Consider the following 25,787-nt stretch of genomic DNA (forward strand, 5'->3'; position numbering starts at 1 on the left):
TGAGGACGGCGTTTTCTGGCATAGAACACTTCGAAAATGCCGTTCCTCACTTTTCAGTGCTTATCTGAACACCGCCACAGTCTCAGAGAACTATCACTCCCGCATCGACCAAATCTTCCGATTCGTAATCGAGCGAATCAAGCCGTCGGATGAGACTGAAATCACACACGAACAGGCAGATCTGATCGTCAAATGGATTGACCGAGACGAAATCAGAAAGCAAAATGGAGAGCCGTACGGTGGGTCGAGCAAGCGGAAGTTCGCAGACTGCCTTGCGAAGTACTTCGACTGGCAGCACCGGGAATTCGGTACAGACAAATGGAGCCCGAGAATCCGTTTCTCCGACGGCGAACACGAGAGCGCTGACAAACTCAATTACTAGGAGCGGTACCGGATTCTGAAGGAAGCAGACCAGTATGGATTGCTTCCTTCCTACCACGAGAAAGCTGAGGAAGAGCGTGACAAAATCAATGGCCTCATCGCCCAACGACTCGGGAAACCGAAGGAAGAGATAACGACGACGGATTGGGAACGGGCAGACATCAGTAGCAAGATTGGGTCGCTCGTCGGTGTCGGACTTGAGACTGGCATCATCCCGATCGAAGTCGGGCGAGCGCGCACGAACTGGTACAATCCGAAACGCAACGTCCTCAAGATTTCCAAGGAAGACTCCGGAAAGGACCGGCCGACGACCGAGCTCCCGCTCACTGAGGAGACCGGGGAGCGGCTGAGTAAATGGATTCAAGAGCGACGACATCTGGAGAAGTACGACGGAACGGACCGGCTCTGGCTCAACCGCGAAGGAAACCCGTACGATTCCAAAAACCTCTGTTACCTTGTTCGTCGATTGTGCGAGGAGGCAGGTATCCCCCACGAGAACCGGAAAATCGTGTGGTACAGTCTCCGTCACAACCTCGGACAATCGATTGAAGAGACCGAAGACATCTCGCAGGCAAGCGACCAACTCCGTCACGACAGCATCCAGACGACGAAAGAAACATACGGCGAATCGACCATCGAGAGTCGTCGGCACACCCTCGAACAGATCAATCAGGTCGCCGAACGTACCGTGGAAGACCCGGATTTCAATCCCTACGCGGGTTCAGACCAGGGAAGTTCGCAGCAACCCAAGGAAGAATCAGCGAGGTCAGGGCCGACGGGATACACGCAGAAACACATCAACGTTCACATCGAAGACACACAAGATGAGCGAGTCGATCTCGCACAGAAAATACTCTCGGACGATATATAGTCACGGTTCGGTTTTTGCGGCCAATGGGGGACGAAAAGGTTCTACAATTCCCCGAGATGACTGTCTTCAGGGCTATTTGGCTTCTCGCGTTAAATACTACCACAGGCGTACCATCTGTCATGTCTCTACTGGATGTCAGGCTTCGAGACTAATTGTACGAGAGACGTCGAAAGGGTTCCGCCGGTTGTTCAGTATACTTTGGTCTCATTGACACGGAACTCAGACGATTCAATCCTTCCCGTCGTTCCCCAAGGTATCGACCGTAAGAACGGTATGAGTTGGCTCGAACCGTCTCGTATGTCTGACAAGCCGGTTCCGCAGGCTGAGTGGGAATCAATCGTCTCGCACGTGCCACTCGTCTCTGTGGACTTGGTCGTTGAACATCCAGATGGGGTGTTGCTTGGAAAGCGCACAAACGAACCTGCGAAGGGAGAATGGTTCGTGCCTGGTGGAACAGTCCAGAAACACGAGTCACTCACGGAGGCCGTCCACCGAGTCGCAAAGGATGAACTGGGCTTGGCCGTCTCGATTCAAGAACAGCTCGGCGTCTACGAACATTTCTACGATGTCGCTCACGTCGACGACGCCGACGGTAAACATTACGTCCCGATCGGGTACCACGTCACCACCGAAGGTGATTCGGTAGACATCGACAGCCAACACGATTCACTCCGCACTTTCTCGCCCCCGTTTGAGGGTCTCGACCTGCACCCCTATGTGAGAGCGTACCTACTGGATGCGGGTTTCGATATCGAGTAACACGTTCCCTCCCTGAGACCATCCTAAGTGTCGTAGCAGGCTGTGTTCCCTGACCGACCGTGTTAGAGGTCAAGCCTACGTTTTCACTCTACGAAGGTGGGGATGACGTCGAGACCAGGAAGATATTGGTCATTATCGAAGTAATCATGATCTGGAGTATGACTATTTCCTATCGGACGGAGGCACTCGACGGCCTCGTAGCGACTCACGAGTTGCCGGCATTACCTCGGTGAGAAGTTCGCCACCGAACGACCCGTTGTCGCCATCGACGAATTCCCCTACCTGGTCGAGAAAAACGACGCTCTCAGGGTCTCCCTGCAGGGATTCGTCGATAAACAACTCCAAGGGCCAGAATCGATGCTCGTCTGTGTGGGTCGAGCGTGAACACGGTGGAATCCGAAGGGCTCGGCCACGAGAGCCAGTTGTACGGTCGCCGGGATGGGGAGAGATCGCTCTCCAGTCGTTTGCCTTCCGGTCGGCCCCCGACGTCATCAATTACGACCTCAAAGGGCCAATCCGGTCGTATGCCGTCTCCGGTAGGACGCCGATGTCTCGCACTCTGTGGATCTTCCCCTCTGGAGGCTAGCAAAGACCGATTATAATACTTTGAAGTATCGTACTCTGGAGTATGATTATCGGAAGTATCATTATCGGTGCTGTGGTAGGGTTGGTATGGTCGAGTTCGTGAATCGGACGGAGGAACTCTCGCGACTCAGGGATCTGTACGAGTCGGAGAGCGCCGAACTTGCAGTGATTTATGGTCGTCGACGACTCGGAAAGACGGCCCTCGTCCGGGAGTCCTTGGCAAGAGACGAAGAGCCAATGATCTACCAGGCGAGACAGAAAACGAGCGCGCTCCAACTCAAGCAATTCATCGACGCAGCCGCGGAATCCTACCCGGGCGTGACCCGTATCCGGGAAGACTGGGAAGAGATCCTCAGATATCTAGCCGAACAGGACGCGATTATCGTCCTCGACGAGTTCCCGTATCTCGTCGAACAGGAGGAGAGTCTCCCGTCGGTGTTACAGGCGATGTTCGATCACGAACTCGACGATTCAGCTGCGACGTTCGTTCTCGTCGGCTCGTCGATCAGCATGATGGAAGAAGCCGCCCTCCTCGGCAATAGTCCACTATACGGTCGATCCTCGCTCAAACTCGACATCCGACAACTCCCGTTCGACGCCGCGATGGAGTTCTTCGACGAGACGTATACTGCAGACGAGCAGGTCCTCACATGGGGCGTTTTCGGTGGCGTGCCGTACTATCTCGAAGAGGTCTCACCCGACGCGACGCTCGCGGAGAACGTCCAACAGACGATTCTCTCCCGGCACGGGACCCTCCATGACGAACCGGATTACGTACTCCGGATGGAACTGACCGAACCAACACGGTACTTTTCGATTTTGGAGGCCATCGCCGGTGGGAGCACCAGTCGGAACGAGATTGCGGGGACGACTGGCATCGATTACAACCAGCTCTCGAAATACCTCAGCCGACTCTCTCGGCTACGGCTCGTCGACCAGCACGTCCCGATTACCGAGCGGAAGGAGCGGAGCAAACGCAGCCGGTACCGGATCCGAGATCCGTTCTTCCGCTTTTGGTTCCACTTCGTCTACGGAACCGGCGAACAGTACGACGAACTCGGGACCGAGGCGTTCGAGGCCCTTATCGAACCGGAGATCCCCGATTTCGTCAGTCGTTCCTTCGAGGAGTTGTGCTGTTCGGCGCTTCGGTCCCTGTATCCGACGTATACGATCACGCAAACCGGGCAATGGTGGTACGGTGAACACGAGGTTGACGTCGTTGGCCTCACGGCGGGAGACACCCTCGTCGTCGGCGAGTGCAAATTCCAGCAGTCGCCCCTCGGATACGACGCACTCTCGAAACTCCAAGATCACGTCGAGGAACTCCGGTGGACACCGGAAGACGGCAGTAGCCGCGCCGAGCAGTACGCGCTGTTCTCACGGAACGGGTTCAAACAGTCCGTCGAAGAGGAAGCCGCAGACCGAGACGATCTTCGGCTCTTCACCGTCGCTGACGTCGTCGACTCGTATTGAGAACTCCCGGCATCGACGATTGTCGGTGCTATCCGGCGGCGAGGCTGGTGGCTGCGGAGGAGTCTTCGCCTGCCGAGGTCACCCCATCCGATCGAGAGCTCGTTGACGATCCTCCACTGGTGTCTGGTCATATTTCATGGTGGTTTCAGGGCTCTTGTGTCGGAGTTGGGCCTGTGCTGCAGCGAGGTCCTCTTCTCTGGTCATGTACGTGCCGGTCGAGTGCCGGATGGAGTACCAGCTCATCTGGCGGTTCTCGTAGTCGATGCCGGCCTCGTCGCAGAGGCGACGGAGGACGTTCCGCAGCGATGACGACCCGTACGTGTTGCCGAAGCGGGTCAGCCAGAGTTTGTCGGTGTCGTCGTACTTCGGGTCGGTCTCGCGTTGGTCCATCCAGCGGCCGAGCGTCTCGGCCGTGCGGTCCTGGAGACCGACGATCCAGTGGCCGGTGTTCTTTGAGGAATCCTCTTTGGGGATGCGGAGGACGGCGTTCTCGACGTCGACCCAACTGGTGACGGCGCGTTCGACCTCGATGGGCCGGAGTGCGGCGTCGAGGCTGACCGAGACGATGCTGGGGACCTTCCAACCGTTCGCTCGGTCCCAATCCTCGGCCGTCACCGCCTCTTTGGGTTTCTCGAAGCGCTGGGCGAGGTAGGCCTTCCACCGGTCGCGCTCCTCAGCGCTGAGGCCGCTGTAGGCCGGGACGCTCCCGTATTCGAGCGCCGCCTCCCGGATGAGGCCGCGCTCCTCGCGCGTGAGGTAGTCCCGTGGCGCGGTCGTTTTGTGGCCAGTGGAGAAGGAGAGTTCGGGGTCCCACTCGTCGAGTCCGTGCTCGTGCTGGCGCCACTTGTACAGCATCTGGAGGGCCTTCTGGCAGTTGTCCTTGTGGACGTTGCTCTTGTCCTGTCTGGCGAGATGTTCGAGGTACGCGTCCGCGTGATCGTGGGTGACGTTCGCCGTGTAGCCGTTCTCCTCGTTCCAGACCCACCGATAGAACTGGTCCATCCGGTGACTCCGGTTCTTGACCGTGCTGTGCGCGTAGCCGTCCGCTTGCTTCGGCTCCTTCCCGAAGACGAGCAGCCAGTCGAGGCACTGCTCGCGCTGGCTCCGGTAGTCGATCTGCTGGCGTTCGTTGAGGACCTCGGCGGACGGTTCGGTGACGACCGAGATGTCCGCGAGAGGGTTCGTTGCCTCGTCGGCGTCCTTCATTGCCGGACCTCCTGCTGGGAACCCTGTTGCTTGCCCACCCGTTTCACCCAATCGCAAGAGGGCGCGGGTTTGAGCCTATCTAACGTCCTTGCCCTCGAAATATAGCGAATCGCACGAGGGCGAGGGGTTTCGGCGGTCAAAACTATCGGATTGCCCGTGAACATGGTTTGATTTCGTCGTTGGTCACGGACGAAAACTGCCGGACGGGAAGGAGGTAGGAGTGCTCCGTCAGGGATTCGAACCCTGGTCCTTGCCGTGAGAGGGCAAGATGATTGGCCGGACTACACCAACGGAGCGGTGTGTGCACTCATTGGTAGTGGGTGGGTACGTTTAACGGTTCTGTTTCGGCGCTGCCGTGTGTGGGTTTCACGTGTCTTGGTCTGGGTCGTCGAAGGGTGAGCCGGCGACGTCGGGTTCGTGGCCGTCGAGGCTGACGATGTTCTCGCGGCCGACGCGGAGTTTGGATATCTGGTCGTCGTCTTCCATGTCGGAGAGGAGCATGCTGACCTTGGATTTGCTCCAGCCGGTCTCGTCGACGATGTTGACCTGGCGCATGCGGCCGCCGTGGTCTTCGAGGAGGGAGATGACGCGGTCTTCGTCGGTGAGGAGTTCTTCGTCGGTGACGGCTGGTTCGGGTGGGGCGGAGCTCGCGTCGTTGGTGCTGGTCTCGCTCTCGGTGGCGGCCGCGCTTCCGGCGTCTGGCTGAACGGTTTCAGTCGGGCCGTCGCTCCCGGTGTCGTCGTCGGTGGTGACGAGGTCGCCGCCGTATTCGCGGTAGGCGAAGGCGGCAACGAGGACGGCGACGAGGGCGAGTGCGATCATGGGGAGCATCCCGAGGCCGTCGCCGCCGGCGTCCCCGGGGTTCGTGGTCCCGGCGTCACTCCCGTCTCCGTTACCGTCATCGCCGCTGCCTCCTCCGGCGGTGGTCGTCGTGGTGGGGGCGTTGGCTGGTTCGAAGGTGGCGCGTGGGCGTTCGTCGCTGAAGTCGCGTTCGCCCTGCCAGGTGACGGAGTCGCTTCCGGCGAGGGTGTCGCCGGAGGGGGAGCCGTCGGGGTCGACGCTCGCGAACCGGAGGCCGTCGCCGTGCGCGAAGACGAGTGCTTGTTTGGGGCCGAGGTAGATGCCGCCGTCGAAGACGTCGCCGACGACGACGCGGCCGTCGTCGCGGACGACGCCGAACGCTTGCCATTGGAAGGAGAGTTCGAGGATGCCGATGGTGTTGAACCGTTCCTCGACGCGGGCGTTCCGCCGGAAGTCCGACGCTTGCATGTCGCGGCCGGTGGCGTTCCGGCCAGCGGCGGTGAGCGCGTCCGCGCGCGACTGGAAGTCGCTGTAGAGCTCGGTGCTCTGGTTCTCGAAGCGGTCGGCGTAGGTCTCGAACTGGTCGCGTTCGGTGTCGTTGGTCAGGCGGCGTTCGTACCTGATGGTGAACGTCGCGCTCCCGTTCTCGTGGGTCGTGACGAGGAACGTCGTGCTATCGAACGACTGTGCGGTCGACGGTTCGGTCGCGTTGACCTGTGCTGCCGCTGGCTGTTGGGTCGGGTCGACGACGATGGACCCGGCGACTGCGAGGCATAGCACGAGCACGGCGACGACGAGACGACTCACCCGACGCATTCACACTCGCTTTGGCGGGGCGGTACAAAAGAACCTATCCCTCGCGCCTTCGGTCGTTGCGTTCGGTCGACAGGTTCTGCGGTGGGGCAGGGGAGTCTGCCGTGCGCACGGAATTCTACGGTGGTGCACGGCGGAGTGGTGGTGCGTTCGCTGTTGGGGTTCGAGATGGGGTGGGGGAAGGTGCCCGCGCGTCTGGGGATGGGCGGGCGTTGGGGGTGGGTGGGGGTCCGTCGTAGATGGCAACGGACGTGGGTCGCTTGCAGGAGTGCGAGGCAGGTTACGGTTCCACGCACAGTGGCGTTCGTCCTCGCATCCTACTCCACCCTTGTTCCTGGACCCACATAAAATCACCGATGGATATTTACAAAGGCGATATGCTCGGTAGATTGCCATTAGATAGAAATAAAGGGAGTGGCATAGTACGTGGTAGGAAGGGACAACCTATGAGACTCAGACGACCAACCGACTTCCTGATCCTCGAAGCACTGCAGGCTCACGGCCGGAACGTAGCGACGAACCTGGCCGAGCACACCGGCAAGAGCCGTAAGAACATCAACAGCCGTCTCCCCGTCCTCGCGGACTACGGGCTCGTGGACAAGATCGGGCCGGCGACCCGCTCCGGGCTCTACGAGCTCACGAAGGACGGGAAGGTGGCGCTCATGTACCAGGACAAGTACGACGAGGTCGAGGACTTCGGCGAACTCGTCGAGGGCCCGCACGCGGCCGACGCGCCGTCTGCCGCGGATGCCGGCGCGGAGGCGGCGATGGTGCGCGGCGAGAACGAGGACGTCGCCGACGACGACGAGAAGTAACTGCTCCTCGCGGCCGACACCGAATCCGGGCGTCAGCTCACCGACAGCGGCCACTTCCTCTCGGTGTTCCATGCACTCGATACACCAGACCTCCGTCCGTGCATCGATTTCGGCGAGCGCGCGCAGGCCACGTACGCATACCAGCACCTGCAACGCACGTCCTGGTTAGTACTCGTCGACGACTCTCGTCGGGAATCGCCGTAGGACCGCCATGCTACCGGGTACTGCGGTCCGGGCGTGGGGCGTCGGCGGTCGGATTCAGGGCGCGAGCCGGTTCTTCCGGTTCCGCATGTGCTCGTCGTAGTACTCGAACGTGATCGGGCACCAGTCGGCGGCGAGGTCGAGGACGCGCTCGGTGAGGTCGCGAATCTCCCACTGCGCGTCCGCCGCCGCGCGCATGTCGGCGACGTGCATCAGCATCCGCGCGTTCATCGACATCACGATGTTCACCTCGGTCCCGATGGGGAGCACGAACCGCGCGTCCTCCGGCGGCATCCCGAGGTCGAGCAGTCGCTGGTACTCCTCGACGCTCCGACTGACGGACTCGCGGAACACGCGCTCGCGCTCGGCGACGGTCTCCTCGTCGACCTGCCCGGTCTGCTGGTTGCGCCCCACCCAGTCCGGGTCCGTCGCCGACGGTGGCGTCACGACCAGCTCGCCCTCGCGGACGTCCGCGGGATCGACCTCGTCGAAGCTCACGTACCGCATACTGCGCACATCGAAGCTCACGTGACGGTGTCGCGTCAACTGCGCCATGCACGACCGACTGATGCCCTTCAGCGCGAACACGGCTTTCACGTGCTCGAACGGCCCGTAGTGTCCGTGCGAGAGCAGGTGTCCGATGAGTGTCTCCTTCTTCGCCTCGATGTCGTCGCCGTCGACGGTCGCCATCGTCTCCTCGAAGGACTGGTCGCCGACGAACGCTTCGCTGTAGTCGTTCCGAGCGCCTGTACAAATAATCTCTTCAGGATCTTCGGTCGCCTCCAGTAGTTGAACTTCCATCCGTTGCGTTGGTCGTCGTATTCCGCCGATAAAACGCTTCCTTCCTCTCGAAGTACCGCTCTCGACTTACCGTCTCGAATTTGTACTCGAACCCCGGCGGCGCAGCATCGATGTACTCAAACAGACGCTCGGTGTCGTCACTCGTGAACATGATTCGACCATCGTTTATCGTCGGGTCACACGGAGTCGATTCGAACAACTGGCCGAGGTACGATTCTCTATCTGCCTCGTTCGTTGCAGCAATCCACGCCTGCGGTCGTTGATGTCCTTTCGTTCCCCAACGGAGCGACCCATCGCAAGCGTACCAGAGGCCCAGCACCGTCGGTGAGAGCTTCAGGTTGTCGGGAAACCGTTTCTGGTCGCCGTACCAGTCGCGGAATCCGTTCAATTCCGGATGTCGCGTGGTGGTCAGCACGTACTGGTCTCTGATGTTGTAGTCCCCGGACGCCAGCCGTTCCGGTGCGCTCTTCTGGTTCTGTGCTTCGATGGTGTCCGCGACCCTGTGCAACGACACCTCGTTCGAGTGGATTCCCAGTTCGTCCGCCATCCACTGCAGGAATCTACGGTTGATACTGGTCACCTGGAACCGGACGTTCCGAGCGGAAGGTGGGTCGTGAATCGAACCGTCCCCGAGCATCGTCCCGAGTATGATCTCGGTCTGAGCTTTGGAGAACGGTGGATGAGAGCATGTCGCCGAAGTAGTCCAGTGTTGTCCAAGTCGCTTGAACCGGTCACCACAGTTCGGGCAGTGGCCAGAAGCCATTGCTGGGTATTGTCCCGGCTTCGGGCTTGAACCGTCGGTGACCTTCATGATTCGTCCGCTCGTACGTCGTGGTATGTCGTACACGCACGCTGCGGCGACCGACGTCGAATCGGTGATGGACGCAGATTATGGTGGGATGTGGTTCCTCCGGGACGCGCTCGCGACCGAGGAACTCGGCGTCACGATCCTCGAACTGGAGCCGGGGGCGCGCGGGAAGGAGCACGACCACGCGAGCGACGGGCAGGAGGAGGTGTACGTCTGCGTGCACGGCGTCGTGGACGTGGACTTCGACGGCGGCGACGACGAGGGTGGGGAGACGGTGCGGCTCGCGGAGAACGAGGCGGTGCGCGTGAGCGCCGGCCAGACTCGACAGCTCCAGAACCGCGGCGACGAGCGCGCGAAGCTCGTCCTCGTCGGCACGAGTTCCGAGCGCTGACCGCACGAGGACGGTCCGGACCGTCGGCGGCGCGACGGCGAGCGCGCTGCTCGCGCGGGCGTCCGAGACCATAACCAGTAACCCCGCGGCGGCGCTACTGGCGGGTATGATATCGAACCTCGCTGCGGGCGTCCGGGCGTTCACGAGCAACGCGTTCTACGTGGACGGCGACCGGCGCGTGCTCGTGGACGCGGGCGCGAACTTCGACGTCGCGAGTCGCGTCGCGGACGAGGGCGGCCTGGACGCGCTCGTGTTGACGCACACGCACCGCGACCACGTCGGGAACGTCCCGGCGGTCGTCGACGCGTTCGACGTCGACGTCTGGGGGTTCGACACCGACCAGGACGGCGTCGACCACGCCATCGCCGACGAGGAGACCGTCCGATTGGGCGACCACGAGTACGTCGCGTACCACACGCCGGGGCACAAGGACGACCACCTCTGCTTCCACAGCCCGGACGCAGGCGTGCTGTTCGCGGGCGACCTCGTCTTCCAGGGCGGGTCGTTCGGCCGCACGGACCTGGAGGAGGGCGACCGTCCGCTGCTCGTCGAGAGCATCGAGCGCATGGTCGACGTCCTCGACGACGACCTCGGGGCGATGCACACCGGCCACGGTCCGTCGGTCACCGACCGGCCGTACCAGCACGTCGAGGCCGCGCTGGAGTCCGCGTGCGCCGACGGCCGCGTCTGACCGCGGAGGTGTCCCGGGCGTCGAGCGAGCGCGCTCAGCCGAGCGCGGTCGAGACGAGCGCGTCGTACGCGACCTCGTAGGCGTCGGCGACCGCGGCGGGGTCGCGGCGGTCGTCGCTCGCGAGTGCGGGGAGCGCGACCGCAGCCTCGGGCTCGCAGTGCTCGAGGACGTCGCCGGTGGTCTCCTCGAGGCGGCCCTGGCGCGCGCTCCCGCCGACGACCGAGCGCGCCTTCAGGTAGCGGTCGCCGTCGTAGACGCGAGCGCGGCCCGGTTCGACGACGGCGACGGCGTCGAACGGGACGTCCGAGAGCGGGACCGCGACGTCGCCGTAGGACTCGACGACGGCGCGGTCGCGAGCGCGCACGACGTCGGCGACCGCGGCGAGCGCGTCCGCGTGGAGGTCGCGCATGACGTCGTTGAACGCCGCGACCGAGTCCACGCGGACCGCGTCAGCGAGCGGGAGCGCGGCCGCGGCCGATTCGGGGACGTCCGCGTCGGCGTGGACGACGTACTCGTCGGTGCCGTCGACGGTCACGCGGTCGAGGACGAACTCGCGGTGGCTCGCACCGAGCAGGCCGCTGCCGTCGCCCGCGTTCGGCCGCCACAGGCGATGCAGCGGATTGACGGCTTCGGGCGTGACCGCGTCGGCGCTCGCCGCGGCGAGTCGCTTCGCGTCCTTCCCGTACATGCGGCCGTCGGCGACCGCCCGCTCGTAGTCGTCGTGGTCGAACCAGTAGTCGTTCCCCGCCCGCGGCTTGAACCCGGTGGCGTCGACGTACTCGCACAGGCCGGTGGAGAACGTCGTCTTCCCCGCGTCGACGCGGTCGCCACCGGCGACGAGCACCCTCATTCCGCGGTCTTCACGCCGTAGTACCCGGGCTCGTCGTCGGTCTCGGGGTCCGCGATGACGAGGTCGTCGCCGTTGTACACGATCCACGGGATCGCCCAGTCGAGCAGGACCGCCTCGGTGGACTCCTCGAGCGCGGCGTCCGCGTCGAGGCCCTGCATGAGGCGCGCGATCTCGTAGAGCGTGTACATCTGGTCGGGTTCGAGTAGCTTCTCCGGCGTCGGGAAGTCACACGGCAGGAGTTCGTCGAAGTCGTCCTTCGGGACGGGCATACCACGCGATTGGACGACCGGCGTCGTAAACCAACTGGTCTCCGATTGCGGCCGCGCGTCGGGGCTCGACCTTGCGTGCGAAAGGTCGCGGCGTCCGTCGGTGGGGCCGCGTCGAGGACAGGTCGAATCGTTTTTGTTCCGACGTTCGGATGACGCATCCAACGATGGTCTCGGTCACAGAGGCGTACCTCGTGCTGCTCATCGGGTCGACGCCGTTCCTCCTCGCGGCGCTGAACAAGGTCCTGAACAACCTGCATCGACGCGGGTCCCGGCCGCTCGCTGCGCTCCTCGTCGGCACGCTCGTCTGGATGCTGTCCGCGCTCGCGGTCGCGGTCGCGCCGTCGTTCCGCGTGGGACTGATCGCGAACCGGTTCCAGTACTTCGGTATCACCGCGGTTCCGGCGGCGTTCCTCCTGTTCGCGCTCGCGTACGTCGACCGGGAGGACCTCGTGAACGGGTACAGCGTCGGGCTGTTGTCGCTCGAACCGCTGGCCGCCATCGCGCTCGTGTGGACGAACCGGAGTCACGACCTCTGGACGGCGGGCGGCATCGTCCGCAAGGGCGCGACGTACGTCGCCGACGGCACGCAGACGACGTGCGACGCCGTCATCTGCTTCGGTGACAGCGGGCCGGCGTTCGTCGGCCACACGCTGTACTCGTACGGCCTCCTCCTCGCGGGCGCGGTGCTCGTGCTGTCGCGGGCGCTCCGGTCGTCGGCGGTCCCGCGCGGACAGGTGGCGTCGATGGCGGTCGCGGTGTTCTCGCCACTGGTTGCGAACGCGCTGTCGCTGTTCGTTCTCCCGAGCGAGTTCCCGGACCTGACGCCCATCGCGTTCGGCGTGTCCGGCGTCGCCATCGCGATCGGCCTCTACCGGTTCTCGCTCGTGGAGACGGACGCACTCACCGGCGCGGCCGCGGTCGACGCACGCGACGCCGGCGCGGTCCTCGTCAGGGACGACTCGGTCGAGGACGTGAACGTCGATGGGGCGAAGGTCCTCGGCGTGGACGCCGACACCGCGGTCGGTTCGCCCGTCGACGACGTCTTCGAGGACCACGACTCGCTCCGGGCCGCGCATCCCGCCAGCCCGACGGAGGCGACCGGCGAGTTGCTCGACGACCCCATCACGGGCGAGTCCTACCGCGTGACCGTCGAGGAGGTGTCACCCGACGGGACGCCGAAGACCGGCTGGGTGTACGAGTTCTCGAAGGTGGACCGCGAGCGACCGGCGGCCTGAGCGGGTACCGACGGGACGCGGTCTGAGCGGGCACGGACGGGACGCGGTCTGAGCGGGCACGGACGGGACGCGGTCTGACCGACGACACGGCTCCGGGGGCGACCCGGCGGCTTCGACGTCGCCGTCGAACGACGCTCGCAGGAGCCACTACACTCAAGTGTGCGAACGGCTATCTAGAATCGAATGACGGCGCTCACGCAGTCGGTGCTGGTGGTCTCCCTCGTCGTCGCCGTCGTCCTCCTGTGGTTCGGCGTCCAGCAGCGGCCGCGTCCGGGCGCGACCGCGTTCGCCGTGTTCGCCGCCGGAACCGGGTTCTGGGCGGGCGGGGCGCTCGGCGGGGCGGCCGCGGACTCGGTCGCCGCGAGCGTCGCGTGGACGCGCGTCGAGTACGTCGGTATCACCGCGGCCCCGGCCGCGTTCTTCGTGCTCGCGGCGCGGTACACCGGCAACGACGGCCTGCTGTCGCGACGCCGTCTCGTCGGCGTGGCCGCGGCCAGCGCCGCGGCGTGTCTCGCGATGTGGACGACCGAGCTGCACTGGCTGTTCTACACGGACATCGTCAGCGACGCGGGGACGCTCGCCGGCTACGATGCGGTCCATGGCCCACTGTACTACGCGTGGGTGGCGCTCGGGTACGCGTTCGTGTTCGGCGGGGTCGTCCTCATGGTCGAGATGCTGTACAGCGGACAGGACATCTACCGGAACCAGGCTGCGGCGACCATCGTCGCCGCCGTCGGTCCGATCGCGGCGAACCTCGCGTACCAGTTCGGTCTCACCGCGTCGGACCTGACGCCGGCCGCGTTCGCGATGTCGGGCGTGGCGCTCGGCTGGGCGCTCTATCGGTTCGAGTTCATGGACGTGACGCCGGTGGCGCGCGAACGCATCGTCGAGGACAGCCGCGACGGCGTGCTCGTGCTCGACGACCAGGACCGCGTCGTCGACGCGAACCCGGCGGCACGACGCCTCCTCGGCGTCCCCGACGACCAGCCGCTCGTCGGTCGACCGGTCACGGGGGCGCTCGACCCGCCGTTCGACGCGCTCCCCGAGCACTTCGACGGCGTCGAACGGGACGCCCGGACGGTGACGTTCGACACCGAACAGGGCCGTCGGTTCGTCGAGGTCGACGTCCGCCCGTACGCGGACGGCTACGGTCGCACTCGCGGTCGACTGTTCTACCTGCACGACGTCACGGACCGCGAGCGACGGGAACGCGAACTGGAACGGCAGAACGAGCAGCTCGACCGGTTCGCGAGCGTCGTCAGTCACGACCTCCGGAACCCGCTGAACGTCGCCGAGGGATACGTCGAGGTGGCGCGCGAGACGGGCGACGTCTCCCACCTCGGCGAGGTCGAGACCGCTCACGAACGGATGCGAGCGATCGTCGACGACGTCCTGGCACTCGCCAGGTACGGCCGGACGGTCACCGACGTCGAACCGGTGGACGTCGCGAGCGTCGCCGAGCGCGCGTGGCGCGGCGTCGACACCGGTGACGCGACGATCGTCCTGAACGCGGACGCGACCGTGCTCGCCGACGAATCCCGGCTCAGACAGCTCCTCGAGAACCTGTTCCGGAACAGCATCGAGCACGGCACGGCCGGGTCCCACACGAGCGCGGGTGGCGGTGACGCCGTCACGGTCACGGTCGGGGGACTCGACGACGGGTTCTACGTCGCGGACGACGGCGTCGGCATCCCGGCCAGCGAGCGGGACGCGGTCCTCGAGGACGGCTACTCGACCGGCGAGGACGGCACGGGGCTCGGGTTGAGTATCGTGACGAGCGTCGCGGACGCCCACGGATGGACGGTCGACGTCGGGGAGAGCGAGAGCGGCGGTGCGCGCTTCTCGTTCACGGGCACGACGTTCGCGCGCCGGGACGTCGGGGCGCCGCTGGCCGACGCTGACCGCTCGAACGCCGGTTCGGGTCCCGAGGGTCCGACGGTTCCGGACCGTTGACGCGGCTGCTCCTCTCACGACGCCGCCGCTGCGCGTGGATGCCACTGCTGCTCGTGGGCGTGGTGCGCGAAGAAAATGCGGTGGTGTGTTCGACGCGTCGACGAGTGGGGCGACTTACTCGTGCTTGCTGACCGTGTTCTGGTACTGCTCGGCGACGTTGTCCCAGTCGACGACGTCGAAGAACCCGTCGATGAAGCTGCCGCGGTCCGGGCCGTAGTCGTAGTAGTACGAGTGCTCCCAGACGTCGAGCGCGAGGATGGGGTGTGCGCCCCAGAGCGCGCCCTGGTCGTGCTTGTCGACCGTGACGTTGCGGAGTTGCTTCGCGACGGGGTCGTAGACGAGGAGCGCCCAGCCGCCGGCGGCGCCGGCCGCGGCCTCGAACTCGCCCTTCCAGCCCTCGTAGGAGCCGAAGTCCGCTTCGATGCGGTCGCGGAGGTCGCCTTCGGGCTCGCCACCGCCGTTGGGGTCCATGTTCTCCCAGAACAGCGTGTGGAGGTAGTGACCGGACCCGTTGTGGGTGACGTTACCGATGGCGCCCGCGGAGGACGAGAAGTCGCCGGCTTCGCGGTTCTCGGCGAGTGTCTCCTCGGCGGCCTGGAGACCGTTCACGTAGCCCTGATGGTGGGTGTCGTGATGCCACGTGAGGACCTGCTCGCTGATGGACGGTTCGAGCGCGTCGTAGTCGTACGGAAGCGGCGGCAGTTCGGGGTTTGAGTGTTCAGACATGAAGTCTCACCTCGTACGAATGTTACTCGCGTGAGCTACTTAACCGTTTAGCAGGGGCATGCTAGCATGGGACGCGCGAGGGCGCGTCATCGGAACGAGATACCACTGGCTCGTCGGGACCACGGTGGCTCGGTCGGTCGGTGGGGGAGCGCGGTGGGTCGGTCGGCGCAGCGTGTGGTGTCACGCGGCGACCGCGACGACGAGGAGGACGAGCCCGTAGTTGGCGTCGCGGAGCAGGCAGACGCGGGCGTCGTTCCGCCCGGTGCCGACGCATCTCGTGACGCAGATGGACGCGACGGTCGCGACGCCGAAGACGGCGCCGACGGCGGGCGGGAGGACGCCGGTAGCGGTGGCGGCGGCGTACAGCGCGAGCGCGGTCGCGTCGACGGCGTACAGGAACCGGCGGGTGGCTGCGGTCCCGAAGACGACGGGGAGCGTCCGGACGCCCTCGGCGCGGTCGCCGGCGACGTCGCGGACGTTCCGGACCTCGAACGCGACCGCGGTCTGGACGAGGTAGAACGCGAACGCGACGCCGGCGGTGGCGGTGAACGCGTGGCCGACCCAGACGACGGGGAGTGCGACGGTCGGGAGCGCCCAGCTGACGGCGACGAGGAGCGTGCTGACGCCGAGGACGTCCTTGAGGCGTCGGTCGACGACGGGCAGTCGAACGCTGTAGGTGACGGCGGCGAGGGCCGGGAGCAGCGTGAGCGCGAGCGCGACCGGGCCGGCGCTCGCGGCGAGTGCGAGCGCGAGGACGGTGGCCCCGGCGGTTGCGGCGACGAGTTCGCGACGGTAGCGCGCGACGAACCGTGCGCGTGCCGGCGCGTTCACCTCGTCCTCCGCGTCGACGAGCTTGTTCGAGGCGTAGATGGCGAACGCCAGCAGGCCGCCCACCGCGACCGCTGGGGTCACCCCGAGGTCGAGGAGGAGGACGACGGTCAGGACCTTCGCGGCGGCGACGGCCGCGTCGACGACCGACGCGTGGACGAACGCACTGGCGGCGTCGCGCGCGCTCGACAGATCGATGCCCGGACGAACCTGCTCGACGCGTTCACTCGCTGACGACATACCATGCATGATAACCGATAGCTATTCAATCATCTGTTGACCAAACAGGTTCCCATACCGCTACCAGAGTACGAAAACTGGACGGAGCGGCCGGATTCGAAAGTATCGCCGTACGTATTTCGACCTCGTCACGTGCGGCAGCTCGTCGGTCCGCGACGGGGCGAACGACGCCCCACGGCAGGCTGGGCACCGAACGCGCTCGCAGGAACGGACCGCGCTCAGGCCCGGGGTTCGCCGTGGCGCGGCACCCGCAGCGAGACGCCGTCGTCGGTCACCGCGACCGACCCGTCGAGGCGGTCGACGCCCCAGTGCACGAGCCAGCACGACAGCTCGTCGGACGACTCCACGTCCAGGTCGTCGTCCACGTCCACGCCGTCCTCGAGCAACGCGCGCACCGTCGACGACGGCGCCGTGCCCGGGACGGCGAGCGTCACGCGCACCTCGCTCTCGTCGACCACCTCGACGTCGACGACCACGGTCCCCACGCCCTGGGCGTCCGCGCGAATCGCACCGAAGCGAAGGAGCGCCCGCACCGTCGGCTCGAACAGTCCCCCGCAGTACGCCCACTCCCCGAGCGGTGCCTCGACGGTCACGTCCACCGCCGGGAACGACTCGCGTACCGCGTCCGCCGCCGCCTGCACGGCCGGCACCACATCCACGGGTTCGTCCGACCGCCCGGCGTCCAGGAGCGCCTCGAACTCCTCGGCGGCGTCACCGACGGCGAGCGCGCTCCTGGCGCGCTCGCGTATCGCCGCGGTCGCCTCGCTCTCGCGGTCGTCGGGGACCGCCTGCGTCGCGCGCGTCGACACGACGTCCATCCCGTCGCGCAGCGTCTCCCGGAGCACGCGGTTCAGCACCTCCGTCCGACGCTGCCGGCGTAACTCGGGGGTGGCGTCGTGGAGCGTCACCACCCACCCCGAGTGCTTCCCGCGCGACGTCGTCACCGTCGACGCGGACACCTTCACGTGCCGGTCCTCGCCGTCGACCGAGAGCGTCGCCGTCTCCGCACCGAACGCCGCGAGCTCGTCCACCGTGGACGCCGTCGGCACGACCGACTCGACCGACCGCCCCCGGAGCCCCTCGACGTCGGCGTCGAGGAGACGGCCTGCGGTCCGGTTCGCGTCGAGGACGGTTCCCGTGGCGTCGACGACGAGCACGCCGTCGTCGAGCTCCGAGACCACGCGGTCGTCCGCGATTCGAGTGGTCGCCGGGCCCGATTCGAGGAACGAGAGCCGTTCCAGGGCGACGATGGCGATGACGCCGGAGAGCACGAACGAGAACGGCGTGAGGTTCACCGTCGGCGCCCACGCCGGGCCGACGAGGTGGCCGACCTGGACGACGACGGGGACGAGCGTCGCCACGACGAGCGCCACCGCCTGACGTCGATGCGGCGACTCCCGGTCGATGACGACCGACAGGAGGAACCAGAGCGACCCCGCGACCAGGAAGTACTGGTGCGCGAGGTACACCCAGAACCCGGCGTTGAGCGTCGACGCTCCGAGGCCGCCGGCGGTGGCGAGCGACCGCTCCGCCCACATGAGGTGATGGGTCGGGTTCGTCCACACCGCGACGAGCGCCGCGACGGGGACGACGAGCATGGCGGCGACGGCGTCCCGCGTCACCAGGTCGTCGCGGCCGGTGTACTCGAGGACGAACACCAGCCACGCCACGGGCACGAACACCGTTCCGAGGTACTCGACGCGGAGGAGGGCGAGGTACGTCGACTCGGTCGTCGCGAACAACTGGAGCGCGTACGAGCCACACCAGACGGCGATACCGACCATCTGGACGGCGAACGCGGTCGCGCCGGGGCGGTCGCGCGCCCGGTACGACCGCACGGCGATACCGAGGGCGACCGCGAGCGTCGCCGCGAGCACGAGCAACCACGGGACCGGTGGCATCCTCAGCATCGCGACCGCACCACCACCGTTGCCGTGCCTCGCTGCATGTATATCCCAACTTCGACGCGCCGGTTAAATATCTATCTGCCAACAGGCTCTCGCGGTGGCGGCCACGCGCCCGCCGAGCGTCGCCACGAGCGCTACTCGCCGCGCGCCGACTTGTACATCGCGAGCGCGGCCTCGCGGCGGTCGCTATGGTCGACGATGGGCGCGGGATAGTCGGGCGCGACGCGGTTGCGCTCCGAGAGCGACAGCTCGTGCCACGAGTGAATCTGGTCGGGGTCGGCGTCCCGGAGCTCCGGGACGTACTCGTGGACGTACGCCGCGTCCGGGTCGTAGTCCTCGCCCTGCGTCATCGGGTTGAAGATGCGGAAGTACGGCTGAGCGTCGGTGCCCGTGCTCGCCGCCCACTGCCAGCCGCCGTTGTCGTTCGCGGTGTCGTGGTCGACGAGGTGCTCGCGGTAGTGGGCGTACCCCTCGCGCCAGTCGATCTGGAGGTCCTTCGTGAGGAACGAGGCGACGATCATCCGCACGCGATTGTGGACGTAGCCCTCCGCCAGGAGCTGGCGCATCCCGGCGTCGACGATGGGATACCCGGTCTCGCCGCGTTTCCACGCCGCGAGCTCGTCGGGGTCGTCGCGCCACGCGATCTCGCGCTCGTAGGTCTTGTAGTTCTCCGTGACGACGCCGGGGTTGTAGTGGAGGACGTGCGTGTAGAACTCGCGCCACGCGAGCTGACTCCGGAACTCGGAGACGCTCTCGCGAGCGGCCTCGTCGTCGGCGACGTCGCGCGCGGCCCGGACCTCCGCGTCGACCTCGCGGACGCCGATGGTGCCCCACTTGAGGTCCGCGGACAGGTGGCTCGTGCAGTCGTCGGCGGGGTAGTCCCGGCGGTCGGCGTACTCGTAGACGTCCGATTCGAGGAAGGAGAGCAGGCGGTCGCGTGCCGCGTCGGTGCCCGCGGCGGGCAGGTCCGCCGTCGCGTCCTCGAACCCGAGGTCGCTCCCGGTCGGGAGCTCCCCGGCGTCGACCGCGACGTCGTCGGGCGTCCAGAGCGCGTCCGCGTCCGGGGCGTCGTACGGCTCGTCCTTCGGTCGGTCGCGCCACTTCTTCCAGAAGTACGTGTACACCTGGTAGGGGTCGCCGTCGTTCGTCGTGATGGACCCGGGCTCGTGACAGATGGCGTCCTCGAAGTCGTCGTGCGTGAGGCCGGCGGCGTCGAGTGCGTCGCGGACGTCGCTGTCGCGGTCGCGACCGAGTCCGGAGTGCGCGCGATTCCACACGACGCGCTCGGCGTCGACCGCGTCGGCGAGGTCGACGATGACCTCGCGCGTGTCGCCGCGACGCACGAGGAGGTCGCTGCCGCGCTCGCGGTAGTCCTCGCGGAGCGAGTCGAGGGCGTCCAGCATGAACGCGACGCGGTTCGGGGACGCGTGCGCGAGGACGTCGTCGTCGAACACGAACACGGGGACGACGGCCCCGCGGTCGGGGGCGCTCGTCGCCGCGGCCGACAGCGAGACGTTGTCGCTGCACCGCAGGTCGTCGCGATGCCAGTGTAGTTGCATACCCCACACTGCGGACCCGGGGGTAGTGAGCGTGGTGCCAACAGGTTGGGTACGGCCGCCGCGGGCCGGTCCCGGTGTGGGGTGGACTCGTCGGCCGAGACCGCCGGTTCGACCGCGGTCAGAGCTGTCGTTTCGGCGGGACGACGCGCTCGCCGCTCGACGACGCGAACGGGTTCGTTCGGATGCCCGCGCCGAACCCGAGCAGCGCCGCGAGGACGAGCACGACCGCACCGAACGGCGGGTAGACGGCGCCGACGCCGGCGATGACGGCGACGAACGCCACCCCCCAGGTGGCGTCGTCGTGGCCGCTTCGGGCGGCGACGAACTCGCCGAGTGCGACGAGCCCGATACCGATCCAGACGACCGCGAGGCTCGCGAGCGTGAACAGGACGGGCATCGCGAGCATCGAGACGACGTCGCTCCGGGCGGCCCCGTACCAGAGCGCGCCGACCGACCCGACGAACAGGCCGGCGACGACGGTCCCCAGGAACGTCGTCGTCACCGAGTGCCGGCGGGCCTTCCGTGCCCCTCGTTCGCCGTACTCCGGGAACAGCCCGACGAGGACGACGGCGAGCGCGACGGTCGCCCCCACGACCGCCGTCGCCCGCGCCGGCGCCGGGAGCGCCCAGAACGCGTCCCAGTAGCCGATCAGTTCGAGAAACGGTTCCATGCCGGTGTCGAGTACGATTCGGTCCATTCTCCCCCTACCCTTGAGTAATAGGACCTGGTGACTTAGTTGTGGACCATGGATATGACGAATTCATCGCATAGCGAACGGTAATCCAATCTGGATACGGAGCGACTCGAACCGTCGGTATCTGGCGATTACGGTGGTCCGGCACGGCCGCAGTCGCCGTGAGGAACGACGAACAATCGTCTCCGAGTTCCCGCGGTTCCAGAGTCGCGGCGGACGACGCCCGCCGACCGCTACAGCGGCGCGTCGCCGTCGATGATGCGCTGTGCGCGCTCGGCGAGCGCCGGCACCGTCTCTCGCATCTTCGGGTACAGCGGGTCGTCGGCGTCCCCGCTGAGGTGACGCGCGAAGAACATCTCGCCGAGGCCCGCGAGCTTGTACACCGCGAGCGCACGGTAGAACCGGTCGTGCTCGTACTCGTATCCCGTCGCGTCCTCCCAGCGCGCGACGAGGTCCCGCCGGGTCGGGTAGTCCTCGTGCGCGAGGAACGCCGGGAAGAACTCGTCGGCGACCGTCCGCTCGTCCTCGGGGTCGCGCCAGAACGACAGCAGCCACCCGAGGTCCGTGCGCGGGTCGCCCAGCGTCGCCATCTCCCAGTCGAACACGCCCACCAGCTCTGGGGGCGTCCCGGGCGCGAACATCACGTTGTCGAGCTTGTAGTCGCCGTGCACGAGCGCGTGCGGGTGCTCCTCGGGCGCGTTGTCCTGGAGCCACGCCATCACGTCGTACAGCGCCTCGACCTCGCGCTCCTCGGCGGTCGTGTCGAACGCCCACATGAGCTGCTGGCTCCACCGCTCGACCTGCCGCCCCGCGAACCCCTCGGGGTGCCCGAACTCGCCGAGGCCGACCGCGCTCGGGTCGACGCCGTGGATCGCGGACAGCGAGTCCACGAGCTCCTCGCCCACCCGCTCGCGGTGCTCGCTCGCCGCGAACCGCGCGGGTTCCTCGTCCCGGACGACGTCCCCGTCGAGCTTCCGCATCAGGAAGAACTCAGCGCCGACTATCGACTGGTCCTCGCAGCCCAGGACGGTCTCGGGGAGCGGCACGGGCGTGTCCTGCAGGGCGTCCATCACGCGGAACTCGCGCAGGACGTCGTGAGCCTTGTCCGCGGTCTCGCCGGCGGGCGGTCGCCGCAGCACGTACTCGTCGTCGCCGTGGGTGACGAACAGCGTCTCGTTCGAGTGCCCCGCTCGATGTCGCTCAACTGAGAACGCGTCGGCCGCGCCGAGTTCGTCGTCGAGGTACGCGCGGAGCGCGTCCTCGTCCACGAGCCGGTCCGCGTACGAATCCGTCATGCCCGACGCGTCGCCCCGGCGCGCCCTAAACCCTCGGCAAGCGGCAGGCACCCGGTCGGCGTCGGCCCCCACGGTCGCGGTCGTCGCGAGCGACTCGACGCGGCCGACCGCGCGTTTCGCGCCCTGCAGTCCTGACGAACGATTTACACCCCTGCTCGCCGTACCCTGAACGCATGGGAACGAAACGCCGCCTCGCAGCCGGTGTCGTGCTCGCGGGGGTCGCCGCCGCGGCGAGCGCGCTCGCGCTCCCCGACCTCCCCGCGCGGACCGCCATCCACTTCGGTCCCGGTGGGTCCCCGGACAGCTACACGTCGCCGCTGTTCGCGGCCGCGTTCGTCCCGGGACTGATGCTGGCGCTCCTCGCGTTCTTCGAGGGCGTCGTCCGCGTCGACCCGCTCCGGGAGAACCTCCAGGGGTCAGAGGGCGTGTACGACGGCTTCGTGGTCGCGACGCTCGCGTTCCTCGTCGTCGTCCACGGCCTCGTCCTCGGGTACAACCTCGGGTACGACGTCCCCATCGAGGACGCCACGTACGTCGCCGTCGGCGCCCTCTACGTCGCGCTCGGCGTCGCCATGCGTCGCGTCGACCGGAACTGGATCCTCGGGTTCCGGACGCCGTGGACGCTCTCGGACGACGCCGTCTGGGAGCGCACGCACGCCGTCGGCTCCGTCGCGCTCGTGCTCGCCGGCGTCGTCACCGTCGCCGGCAGCCTCCTCCTGCCGGCGTACGCCGTCTGGTTCGCCGTCGGGCCCGTCCTCGCCGTCGTCGCCTTCACCTACGCGCACTCGTACGTGCTCTACCAGCGGCGTCACCCCGACGGCGAGGCGTCGACGCCCTGACCGGCCCAACGTACTTCTCCCGCCCGCTCGTCGACGGAGGTGTGCAACTCGTCGCCCACCGCGGGTTCGCTCGCGAAGCCCCGGAGAACACGCTCGCTGCGGTCGCACACGCTGCCGACGCGGGCGCGAACGCCGTCGAGGTGGACGTGCGCGCCGCGGCGGACGGGACACCGGTGGTCGTCCACGACGCGACCGTCGACCGCGTCGCGGACGCCAGCGGCCCAGTGTCGGAATTCGACCCCGACCAACTCGGAGCGATGGACGTCTCGGACTCGGGCGAGGGCGTGCCGACGCTCGACGCGGTGCTCGAACTCGCGAGCGACCGCGGGCTCGCGGTGAACGTCGAGGTGAAGGAGGTCGCGGTGGCGGCCGCGGCGGTCGACGTCGTCCACGACGCGGCGCTCCCGACGACCGCGGTCTGGGCGTCGTCGTTCGACGCCGACGCGCTCGCCCGCGTCGGGGACGCGACGGCCGCGGCGGACGGCCCCGACCTCGACACGGCGTACCTCGCCGCGACGCGCCGCGAGGACCCGGTCGCCGTCGCTCGCGAGTGCGACTGCACCGCCGTCCATCCCGCGTACGACCTCGTCCTCGCCGGCGACCTCGTCGAGCGAGCGCACGCCGCCGGCCTCGACGTCTACGCGTGGACGCTCGACAGCCCGTGGGTCGCTCGCGTCGTCGCGAACCGCGGCGTCGACGGTCTCATCAGCGACGTCGCGCTCGACGACTATCGGGGCGTGGTGTGAACGGAAGCTGTCGCGACCCGGTCAGCGTAGCTTCTCGTAGGACGCGCCCAGGTTGATGACGGGCTCGGGGTAGTCCTCGCCGAGGACGACGCCGTGTGCGTCCTGCTCGCTCGGCGTCATCGCCCAGGGCTCGTGGGCGTACTCTGGCGGCAGGGCGTCGAGTTCGGGACACCAGCGCTTGACGTAGTCCGCGTCGGCGTCGTACCGCTTCGCCTGCTTCACGACGTTGAAGTAGGAGTCGCGGCTGTCGTTCCCGACCTGACTCTGGTACGCCCAGTTCCCGTAGTTCGCCGCCGGGTCGTAGTCCACGAGGGTCCGCTCGAAGTACGCCGCACCCCGCCGCCAGTCGACCCGGCAGTTGTTCGCGAGGAAGGAGGCGACGTTCTGCCGGCCGCGATTGCTCATGAATCCGGTGGCGTTGAGCTCGCGCATGTTCGCGTCCACGAACGGCACGCCGGTCTCGCCGCGCTCCCAGGCGTCGAGCAGGCGGTCGCTCCCGGTCCACGCGATGTCGTCGCGCTCGCGGATGCCTTCGCGCCGGAAGTGCTGGCTGCCGTGCTTCGCGAACTGGAACTGGAAGAAGTCACGCCACCGCAGTTCGAACCCGAGCCAGTACGTCGAGTCGTTCGCGACGCGCTCGCGCTCGTAGGCCTCGACCTCGCGGTGGACGTACCGCGGGCTCAGGCAGCCGTGGTTCAGCCACGGCGAGAACTTCGAGGAGTAGTCCGCGCCGAGCAGGCCGTTCCGGGTCTCCTTGTACTGGCGGAGTCGGTCGCGCTGCCAGACGTACTCGCGGACGCGCTCGATGCCGCGGGACTCCCCGCCGTCGAAGGGGAGGACGGCGCGTTCGTCGGTCGGCGCGACCGCGCTCCAGTCGCTCGCGTCCGCGACGCCGAGGTCGCTGGGAGCGGGGAGCGCGCCGGCGTCGAGGTCGCCGTCCGCGAGCGCGGTCGGGACGCCCGGGAGCGTCGGTTCGTCGAGCGGGTCGCGGGGCTCGCAGTCGGGCGCGTGCTCGACGTCCTGGCGGAACGGCGTGAACGTGTCCGGGACGTCGTCGACGGCCATCGGGAGGTCGTCGGGATGGTAGAGCGTCGACCCCCATCGCGTCTCGAGTCGCGTTCCCTCGGGAAGCGCGGCGCGGACGCGTTCGCGGGTCGCCTGCTCTTCGGGCGTCGGGTAGCGCTCGCAGTACACGACGTCCGCGTCGACCGCGTCCGCGAGGCGAGCGATGGCGCGAGCGGAGTCCTCGTGAGCGACGGCGAGGTCGCTGCCCGCGTCGCGGAGTGACCGGCGGAGGTCGCGGACGCTCTCGGCGACGAACCGCGCCCGATGCGTGCCCGTCTTCTCGAACGCGAAGGACTCCGGGCCGCCGTACTCGCGCTCCCCGTACCCCTCGGGGTCGAAGACGTAGACCGGGAGGAGTTCGCTCGCGCGGGCGGCGTGGGTCAGTGCGTAGTTGTCGTGGACGCGCAGGTCGCCCCGCGCCCACCAGACCGCCGTCTCGATGTCGCTCATACCACTCGTAGCGACCGCGGCGAGTAATGGAGCGAACCGAACCAGTTACCCATCCGGACGCGCCCCGGTTGGAATCGCCCGTCCACCGACGGCGAGCCGGCGGTCACTCGCCGACGAACTGGACCTCGAACTCGCGCTTGCGCGGGCCGTCGCACTCGACGAACAGCACCGACTGCCACGTCCCCGTCCGGAGGTTGCCGTCCACGACGGGGATGGTCTCGCTCGCGCCGAGCACCATTGCGCGCAGGTGCGAGTCGGCGTTCCCGTCGAGCCGGTCGTGCGTCCACCCCTCGTCCGCGACGACCTCGCCGAGGAAGTCGACGACGTCCCGCCGGAGCCGGTGCTCGTCCTCCTGGAGGCAGACGCCCGCGGTCGTATGCCCGACGAACACCGTCACGACCCCCGACGCGTCCTCGGGGACCGCGGCTCGGACGTCGTCCGTGATGTCCACCGTCGTCAGGCGCTCGTCCGTCTCCAAGCTGAACGTTCCCATCTCGGATACGGGGTTGGCGGGGTCGTCGGTTAAGCGTTCGCA

24 protein-coding genes, 1 tRNA gene and 2 pseudogenes are annotated in these 25,787 nt (G+C 67.0%); 12 read left to right on the top strand and 15 right to left on the bottom strand.

The window, feature by feature from the left end; translation table 11 throughout:
* The 5 genes and pseudogenes from SM754_RS14925 to SM754_RS14940 form a co-directional block, all read left to right on the top strand.
* Window positions 1–382 (top strand): annotated as a pseudogene (locus SM754_RS14925) (hypothetical protein); the annotation flags it as partial.
* Window positions 383–421: 39 nt separating this feature from the next.
* The gene (locus tag SM754_RS14930) at window positions 422–1,252 is read left to right on the top strand and encodes a tyrosine-type recombinase/integrase (protein ID WP_323677043.1); all 831 of its coding nucleotides are present in this window, start codon (window positions 422–424) and stop codon (window positions 1,250–1,252) included.
* Between the two features lie 297 nt (window positions 1,253–1,549).
* Complete coding sequence (locus SM754_RS14935) at window positions 1,550–2,011, top strand: NUDIX domain-containing protein (protein ID WP_323677044.1); 462 nt, start codon at window positions 1,550–1,552, stop codon at window positions 2,009–2,011.
* A gap of 222 nt (window positions 2,012–2,233) precedes the next feature.
* Window positions 2,234–2,576 (top strand): annotated as a pseudogene (locus SM754_RS20550) (ATP-binding protein); the annotation flags it as partial.
* A 107-nt stretch (window positions 2,577–2,683) separates the two neighbouring features.
* A complete protein-coding gene (locus SM754_RS14940; RefSeq protein ID WP_323677045.1) occupies window positions 2,684–4,069 on the top strand; it encodes an ATP-binding protein in 1,386 nt (461 codons plus the stop codon).
* Window positions 4,070–4,147: 78 nt separating this feature from the next.
* Here the strand turns inward: SM754_RS14940 and SM754_RS14945 are convergent, their stop codons facing one another.
* From SM754_RS14945 to SM754_RS14955, 3 genes are all read right to left on the bottom strand, one after another.
* Window positions 4,148–5,275 carry a tyrosine-type recombinase/integrase gene (locus tag SM754_RS14945; RefSeq protein WP_323677046.1) on the bottom strand — a complete coding sequence of 376 codons (1,128 nt, stop codon included), beginning with the start codon at window positions 5,273–5,275 and terminating at the stop codon, window positions 4,148–4,150.
* Window positions 5,276–5,496: 221 nt separating this feature from the next.
* A tRNA-Glu gene (locus tag SM754_RS14950) sits at window positions 5,497–5,571 on the bottom strand.
* Window positions 5,572–5,641: 70 nt separating this feature from the next.
* Entirely contained in the window at window positions 5,642–6,892 is a 1,251-nt protein-coding gene (locus SM754_RS14955) for a helix-turn-helix transcriptional regulator (protein WP_323677047.1), read from the bottom strand.
* A 443-nt stretch (window positions 6,893–7,335) separates the two neighbouring features.
* On the opposite strand from SM754_RS14955, the gene SM754_RS14960 reads away from it, so the two are divergent.
* Entirely contained in the window at window positions 7,336–7,704 is a 369-nt protein-coding gene (locus SM754_RS14960; RefSeq protein ID WP_323677048.1) for a winged helix-turn-helix domain-containing protein, read from the top strand.
* Window positions 7,705–7,962: 258 nt separating this feature from the next.
* On the opposite strand, the gene thyX is transcribed toward SM754_RS14960, so the two are convergent.
* Window positions 7,963–8,706, bottom strand: a complete 744-nt coding sequence (gene thyX / locus SM754_RS14965) for an FAD-dependent thymidylate synthase (protein ID WP_323677049.1) — start codon at window positions 8,704–8,706, stop codon at window positions 7,963–7,965.
* Complete coding sequence (locus SM754_RS14970; RefSeq protein WP_323677050.1) at window positions 8,669–9,517, bottom strand: hypothetical protein; 849 nt, start codon at window positions 9,515–9,517, stop codon at window positions 8,669–8,671. Before SM754_RS14970 ends, thyX begins: the two co-directional genes overlap by 38 nt.
* A 25-nt stretch (window positions 9,518–9,542) precedes the next feature.
* On the opposite strand from SM754_RS14970, the gene SM754_RS14975 reads away from it, so the two are divergent.
* Complete coding sequence (locus SM754_RS14975) at window positions 9,543–9,905, top strand: cupin domain-containing protein (protein ID WP_323677051.1); 363 nt, start codon at window positions 9,543–9,545, stop codon at window positions 9,903–9,905.
* A 106-nt stretch (window positions 9,906–10,011) separates the two neighbouring features.
* Window positions 10,012–10,596 (top strand): MBL fold metallo-hydrolase, encoded by a 585-nt coding sequence (locus SM754_RS14980; protein WP_323677052.1) that lies wholly within the window; start codon window positions 10,012–10,014, stop codon window positions 10,594–10,596.
* A 34-nt stretch (window positions 10,597–10,630) separates the two neighbouring features.
* On the opposite strand, the gene SM754_RS14985 is transcribed toward SM754_RS14980, so the two are convergent.
* On the bottom strand, window positions 10,631–11,446 hold the full coding sequence (locus SM754_RS14985) for an ATPase (RefSeq protein ID WP_323677053.1): 816 nt from the start codon (window positions 11,444–11,446) through the stop codon (window positions 10,631–10,633).
* Window positions 11,443–11,715 (bottom strand): DUF5827 family protein, encoded by a 273-nt coding sequence (locus SM754_RS14990; protein WP_323677054.1) that lies wholly within the window; start codon window positions 11,713–11,715, stop codon window positions 11,443–11,445. Before SM754_RS14990 ends, SM754_RS14985 begins: the two co-directional genes overlap by 4 nt.
* Before the next feature lie 164 nt (window positions 11,716–11,879).
* Here SM754_RS14990 and SM754_RS14995 point away from each other — a divergent pair, with 164 nt between their 5' ends.
* Both SM754_RS14995 and SM754_RS15000 read left to right on the top strand, forming a co-directional pair.
* Window positions 11,880–12,950, top strand: coding sequence for a histidine kinase N-terminal 7TM domain-containing protein (locus tag SM754_RS14995; RefSeq protein ID WP_323677055.1), 1,071 nt, complete (start codon window positions 11,880–11,882; stop codon window positions 12,948–12,950).
* Between the two features lie 183 nt (window positions 12,951–13,133).
* Complete coding sequence (locus tag SM754_RS15000; RefSeq protein ID WP_323677056.1) at window positions 13,134–14,903, top strand: sensor histidine kinase; 1,770 nt, start codon at window positions 13,134–13,136, stop codon at window positions 14,901–14,903.
* A 114-nt stretch (window positions 14,904–15,017) separates the two neighbouring features.
* Here the strand turns inward: SM754_RS15000 and sod are convergent, their stop codons facing one another.
* From sod to SM754_RS15030, 6 genes are all read right to left on the bottom strand, one after another.
* On the bottom strand, window positions 15,018–15,629 hold the full coding sequence (sod, locus tag SM754_RS15005; protein WP_323677057.1) for a superoxide dismutase [Mn]: 612 nt from the start codon (window positions 15,627–15,629) through the stop codon (window positions 15,018–15,020).
* Window positions 15,630–15,809: 180 nt separating this feature from the next.
* Window positions 15,810–16,697, bottom strand: a complete 888-nt coding sequence (locus SM754_RS15010; protein WP_323677058.1) for a UbiA family prenyltransferase — start codon at window positions 16,695–16,697, stop codon at window positions 15,810–15,812.
* A gap of 218 nt (window positions 16,698–16,915) precedes the next feature.
* Window positions 16,916–18,607, bottom strand: coding sequence for a histidine kinase N-terminal 7TM domain-containing protein (locus SM754_RS15015; protein WP_323677059.1), 1,692 nt, complete (start codon window positions 18,605–18,607; stop codon window positions 16,916–16,918).
* Window positions 18,608–18,738: 131 nt separating this feature from the next.
* Complete coding sequence (locus tag SM754_RS15020) at window positions 18,739–20,163, bottom strand: cryptochrome/photolyase family protein (RefSeq protein WP_323677060.1); 1,425 nt, start codon at window positions 20,161–20,163, stop codon at window positions 18,739–18,741.
* Between the two features lie 118 nt (window positions 20,164–20,281).
* Window positions 20,282–20,860, bottom strand: a complete 579-nt coding sequence (locus tag SM754_RS15025) for a hypothetical protein (RefSeq protein WP_323677061.1) — start codon at window positions 20,858–20,860, stop codon at window positions 20,282–20,284.
* Window positions 20,861–21,090: 230 nt separating this feature from the next.
* Window positions 21,091–22,152 carry a phosphotransferase family protein gene (locus tag SM754_RS15030; protein WP_323677062.1) on the bottom strand — a complete coding sequence of 354 codons (1,062 nt, stop codon included), beginning with the start codon at window positions 22,150–22,152 and terminating at the stop codon, window positions 21,091–21,093.
* A 173-nt stretch (window positions 22,153–22,325) separates the two neighbouring features.
* On the opposite strand from SM754_RS15030, the gene SM754_RS15035 reads away from it, so the two are divergent.
* Entirely contained in the window at window positions 22,326–22,991 is a 666-nt protein-coding gene (locus SM754_RS15035) for an SdpI family protein (protein ID WP_323677063.1), read from the top strand.
* Window positions 22,992–23,032: 41 nt separating this feature from the next.
* Window positions 23,033–23,737: a glycerophosphodiester phosphodiesterase gene (locus SM754_RS15040; RefSeq protein WP_323677064.1), complete on the top strand. Its 705-nt coding sequence runs from the start codon at window positions 23,033–23,035 to the stop codon at window positions 23,735–23,737.
* Between the two features lie 21 nt (window positions 23,738–23,758).
* Here the strand turns inward: SM754_RS15040 and SM754_RS15045 are convergent, their stop codons facing one another.
* Together SM754_RS15045 and SM754_RS15050 are read right to left on the bottom strand one after the other, a co-directional pair.
* Window positions 23,759–25,252 carry a DASH family cryptochrome gene (locus SM754_RS15045; RefSeq protein ID WP_323677065.1) on the bottom strand — a complete coding sequence of 498 codons (1,494 nt, stop codon included), beginning with the start codon at window positions 25,250–25,252 and terminating at the stop codon, window positions 23,759–23,761.
* A gap of 103 nt (window positions 25,253–25,355) precedes the next feature.
* A complete protein-coding gene (locus tag SM754_RS15050; protein ID WP_323677066.1) occupies window positions 25,356–25,745 on the bottom strand; it encodes a secondary thiamine-phosphate synthase enzyme YjbQ in 390 nt (129 codons plus the stop codon).
* Between the last annotated feature and the right edge of the window lie 42 nt (window positions 25,746–25,787).

It is taken from the genome of Halorubellus amylolyticus (assembly GCF_034808145.1).
Taxonomy (GTDB): Archaea; Halobacteriota; Halobacteria; order Halobacteriales; family Natrialbaceae; genus Halorubellus.

Excerpts from the sequence above, each read along its gene's own strand:
- SM754_RS14935 (WP_323677044.1), top strand. The coding sequence starts at position 1,550 with ATGTCTGACAAGCCGGTTCCGCAGGCTGAGTGGGAATCAATCGTCTCG.
- SM754_RS14940 (WP_323677045.1), top strand. The coding sequence starts at position 2,684 with ATGGTCGAGTTCGTGAATCGGACGGAGGAACTCTCGCGACTCAGGGAT.
- SM754_RS14945 (WP_323677046.1), bottom strand. The coding sequence starts at position 5,275 with ATGAAGGACGCCGACGAGGCAACGAACCCTCTCGCGGACATCTCGGTC.
- SM754_RS14955 (WP_323677047.1), bottom strand. The coding sequence starts at position 6,892 with ATGCGTCGGGTGAGTCGTCTCGTCGTCGCCGTGCTCGTGCTATGCCTC.
- SM754_RS14960 (WP_323677048.1), top strand. The coding sequence starts at position 7,336 with ATGAGACTCAGACGACCAACCGACTTCCTGATCCTCGAAGCACTGCAG.
- thyX (WP_323677049.1), bottom strand. The coding sequence starts at position 8,706 with ATGGAAGTTCAACTACTGGAGGCGACCGAAGATCCTGAAGAGATTATT.
- SM754_RS14970 (WP_323677050.1), bottom strand. The coding sequence starts at position 9,517 with ATGAAGGTCACCGACGGTTCAAGCCCGAAGCCGGGACAATACCCAGCA.
- SM754_RS14975 (WP_323677051.1), top strand. The coding sequence starts at position 9,543 with ATGTCGTACACGCACGCTGCGGCGACCGACGTCGAATCGGTGATGGAC.
- SM754_RS14980 (WP_323677052.1), top strand. The coding sequence starts at position 10,012 with ATGATATCGAACCTCGCTGCGGGCGTCCGGGCGTTCACGAGCAACGCG.
- SM754_RS14985 (WP_323677053.1), bottom strand. The coding sequence starts at position 11,446 with ATGAGGGTGCTCGTCGCCGGTGGCGACCGCGTCGACGCGGGGAAGACG.
- SM754_RS14990 (WP_323677054.1), bottom strand. The coding sequence starts at position 11,715 with ATGCCCGTCCCGAAGGACGACTTCGACGAACTCCTGCCGTGTGACTTC.
- SM754_RS14995 (WP_323677055.1), top strand. The coding sequence starts at position 11,880 with ATGGTCTCGGTCACAGAGGCGTACCTCGTGCTGCTCATCGGGTCGACG.
- SM754_RS15000 (WP_323677056.1), top strand. The coding sequence starts at position 13,134 with ATGACGGCGCTCACGCAGTCGGTGCTGGTGGTCTCCCTCGTCGTCGCC.
- sod (WP_323677057.1), bottom strand. The coding sequence starts at position 15,629 with ATGTCTGAACACTCAAACCCCGAACTGCCGCCGCTTCCGTACGACTAC.
- SM754_RS15010 (WP_323677058.1), bottom strand. The coding sequence starts at position 16,697 with ATGTCGTCAGCGAGTGAACGCGTCGAGCAGGTTCGTCCGGGCATCGAT.
- SM754_RS15015 (WP_323677059.1), bottom strand. The coding sequence starts at position 18,607 with ATGCTGAGGATGCCACCGGTCCCGTGGTTGCTCGTGCTCGCGGCGACG.
- SM754_RS15020 (WP_323677060.1), bottom strand. The coding sequence starts at position 20,163 with ATGCAACTACACTGGCATCGCGACGACCTGCGGTGCAGCGACAACGTC.
- SM754_RS15025 (WP_323677061.1), bottom strand. The coding sequence starts at position 20,860 with ATGGACCGAATCGTACTCGACACCGGCATGGAACCGTTTCTCGAACTG.
- SM754_RS15030 (WP_323677062.1), bottom strand. The coding sequence starts at position 22,152 with ATGACGGATTCGTACGCGGACCGGCTCGTGGACGAGGACGCGCTCCGC.
- SM754_RS15035 (WP_323677063.1), top strand. The coding sequence starts at position 22,326 with ATGGGAACGAAACGCCGCCTCGCAGCCGGTGTCGTGCTCGCGGGGGTC.
- SM754_RS15045 (WP_323677065.1), bottom strand. The coding sequence starts at position 25,252 with ATGAGCGACATCGAGACGGCGGTCTGGTGGGCGCGGGGCGACCTGCGC.
- SM754_RS15050 (WP_323677066.1), bottom strand. The coding sequence starts at position 25,745 with ATGGGAACGTTCAGCTTGGAGACGGACGAGCGCCTGACGACGGTGGAC.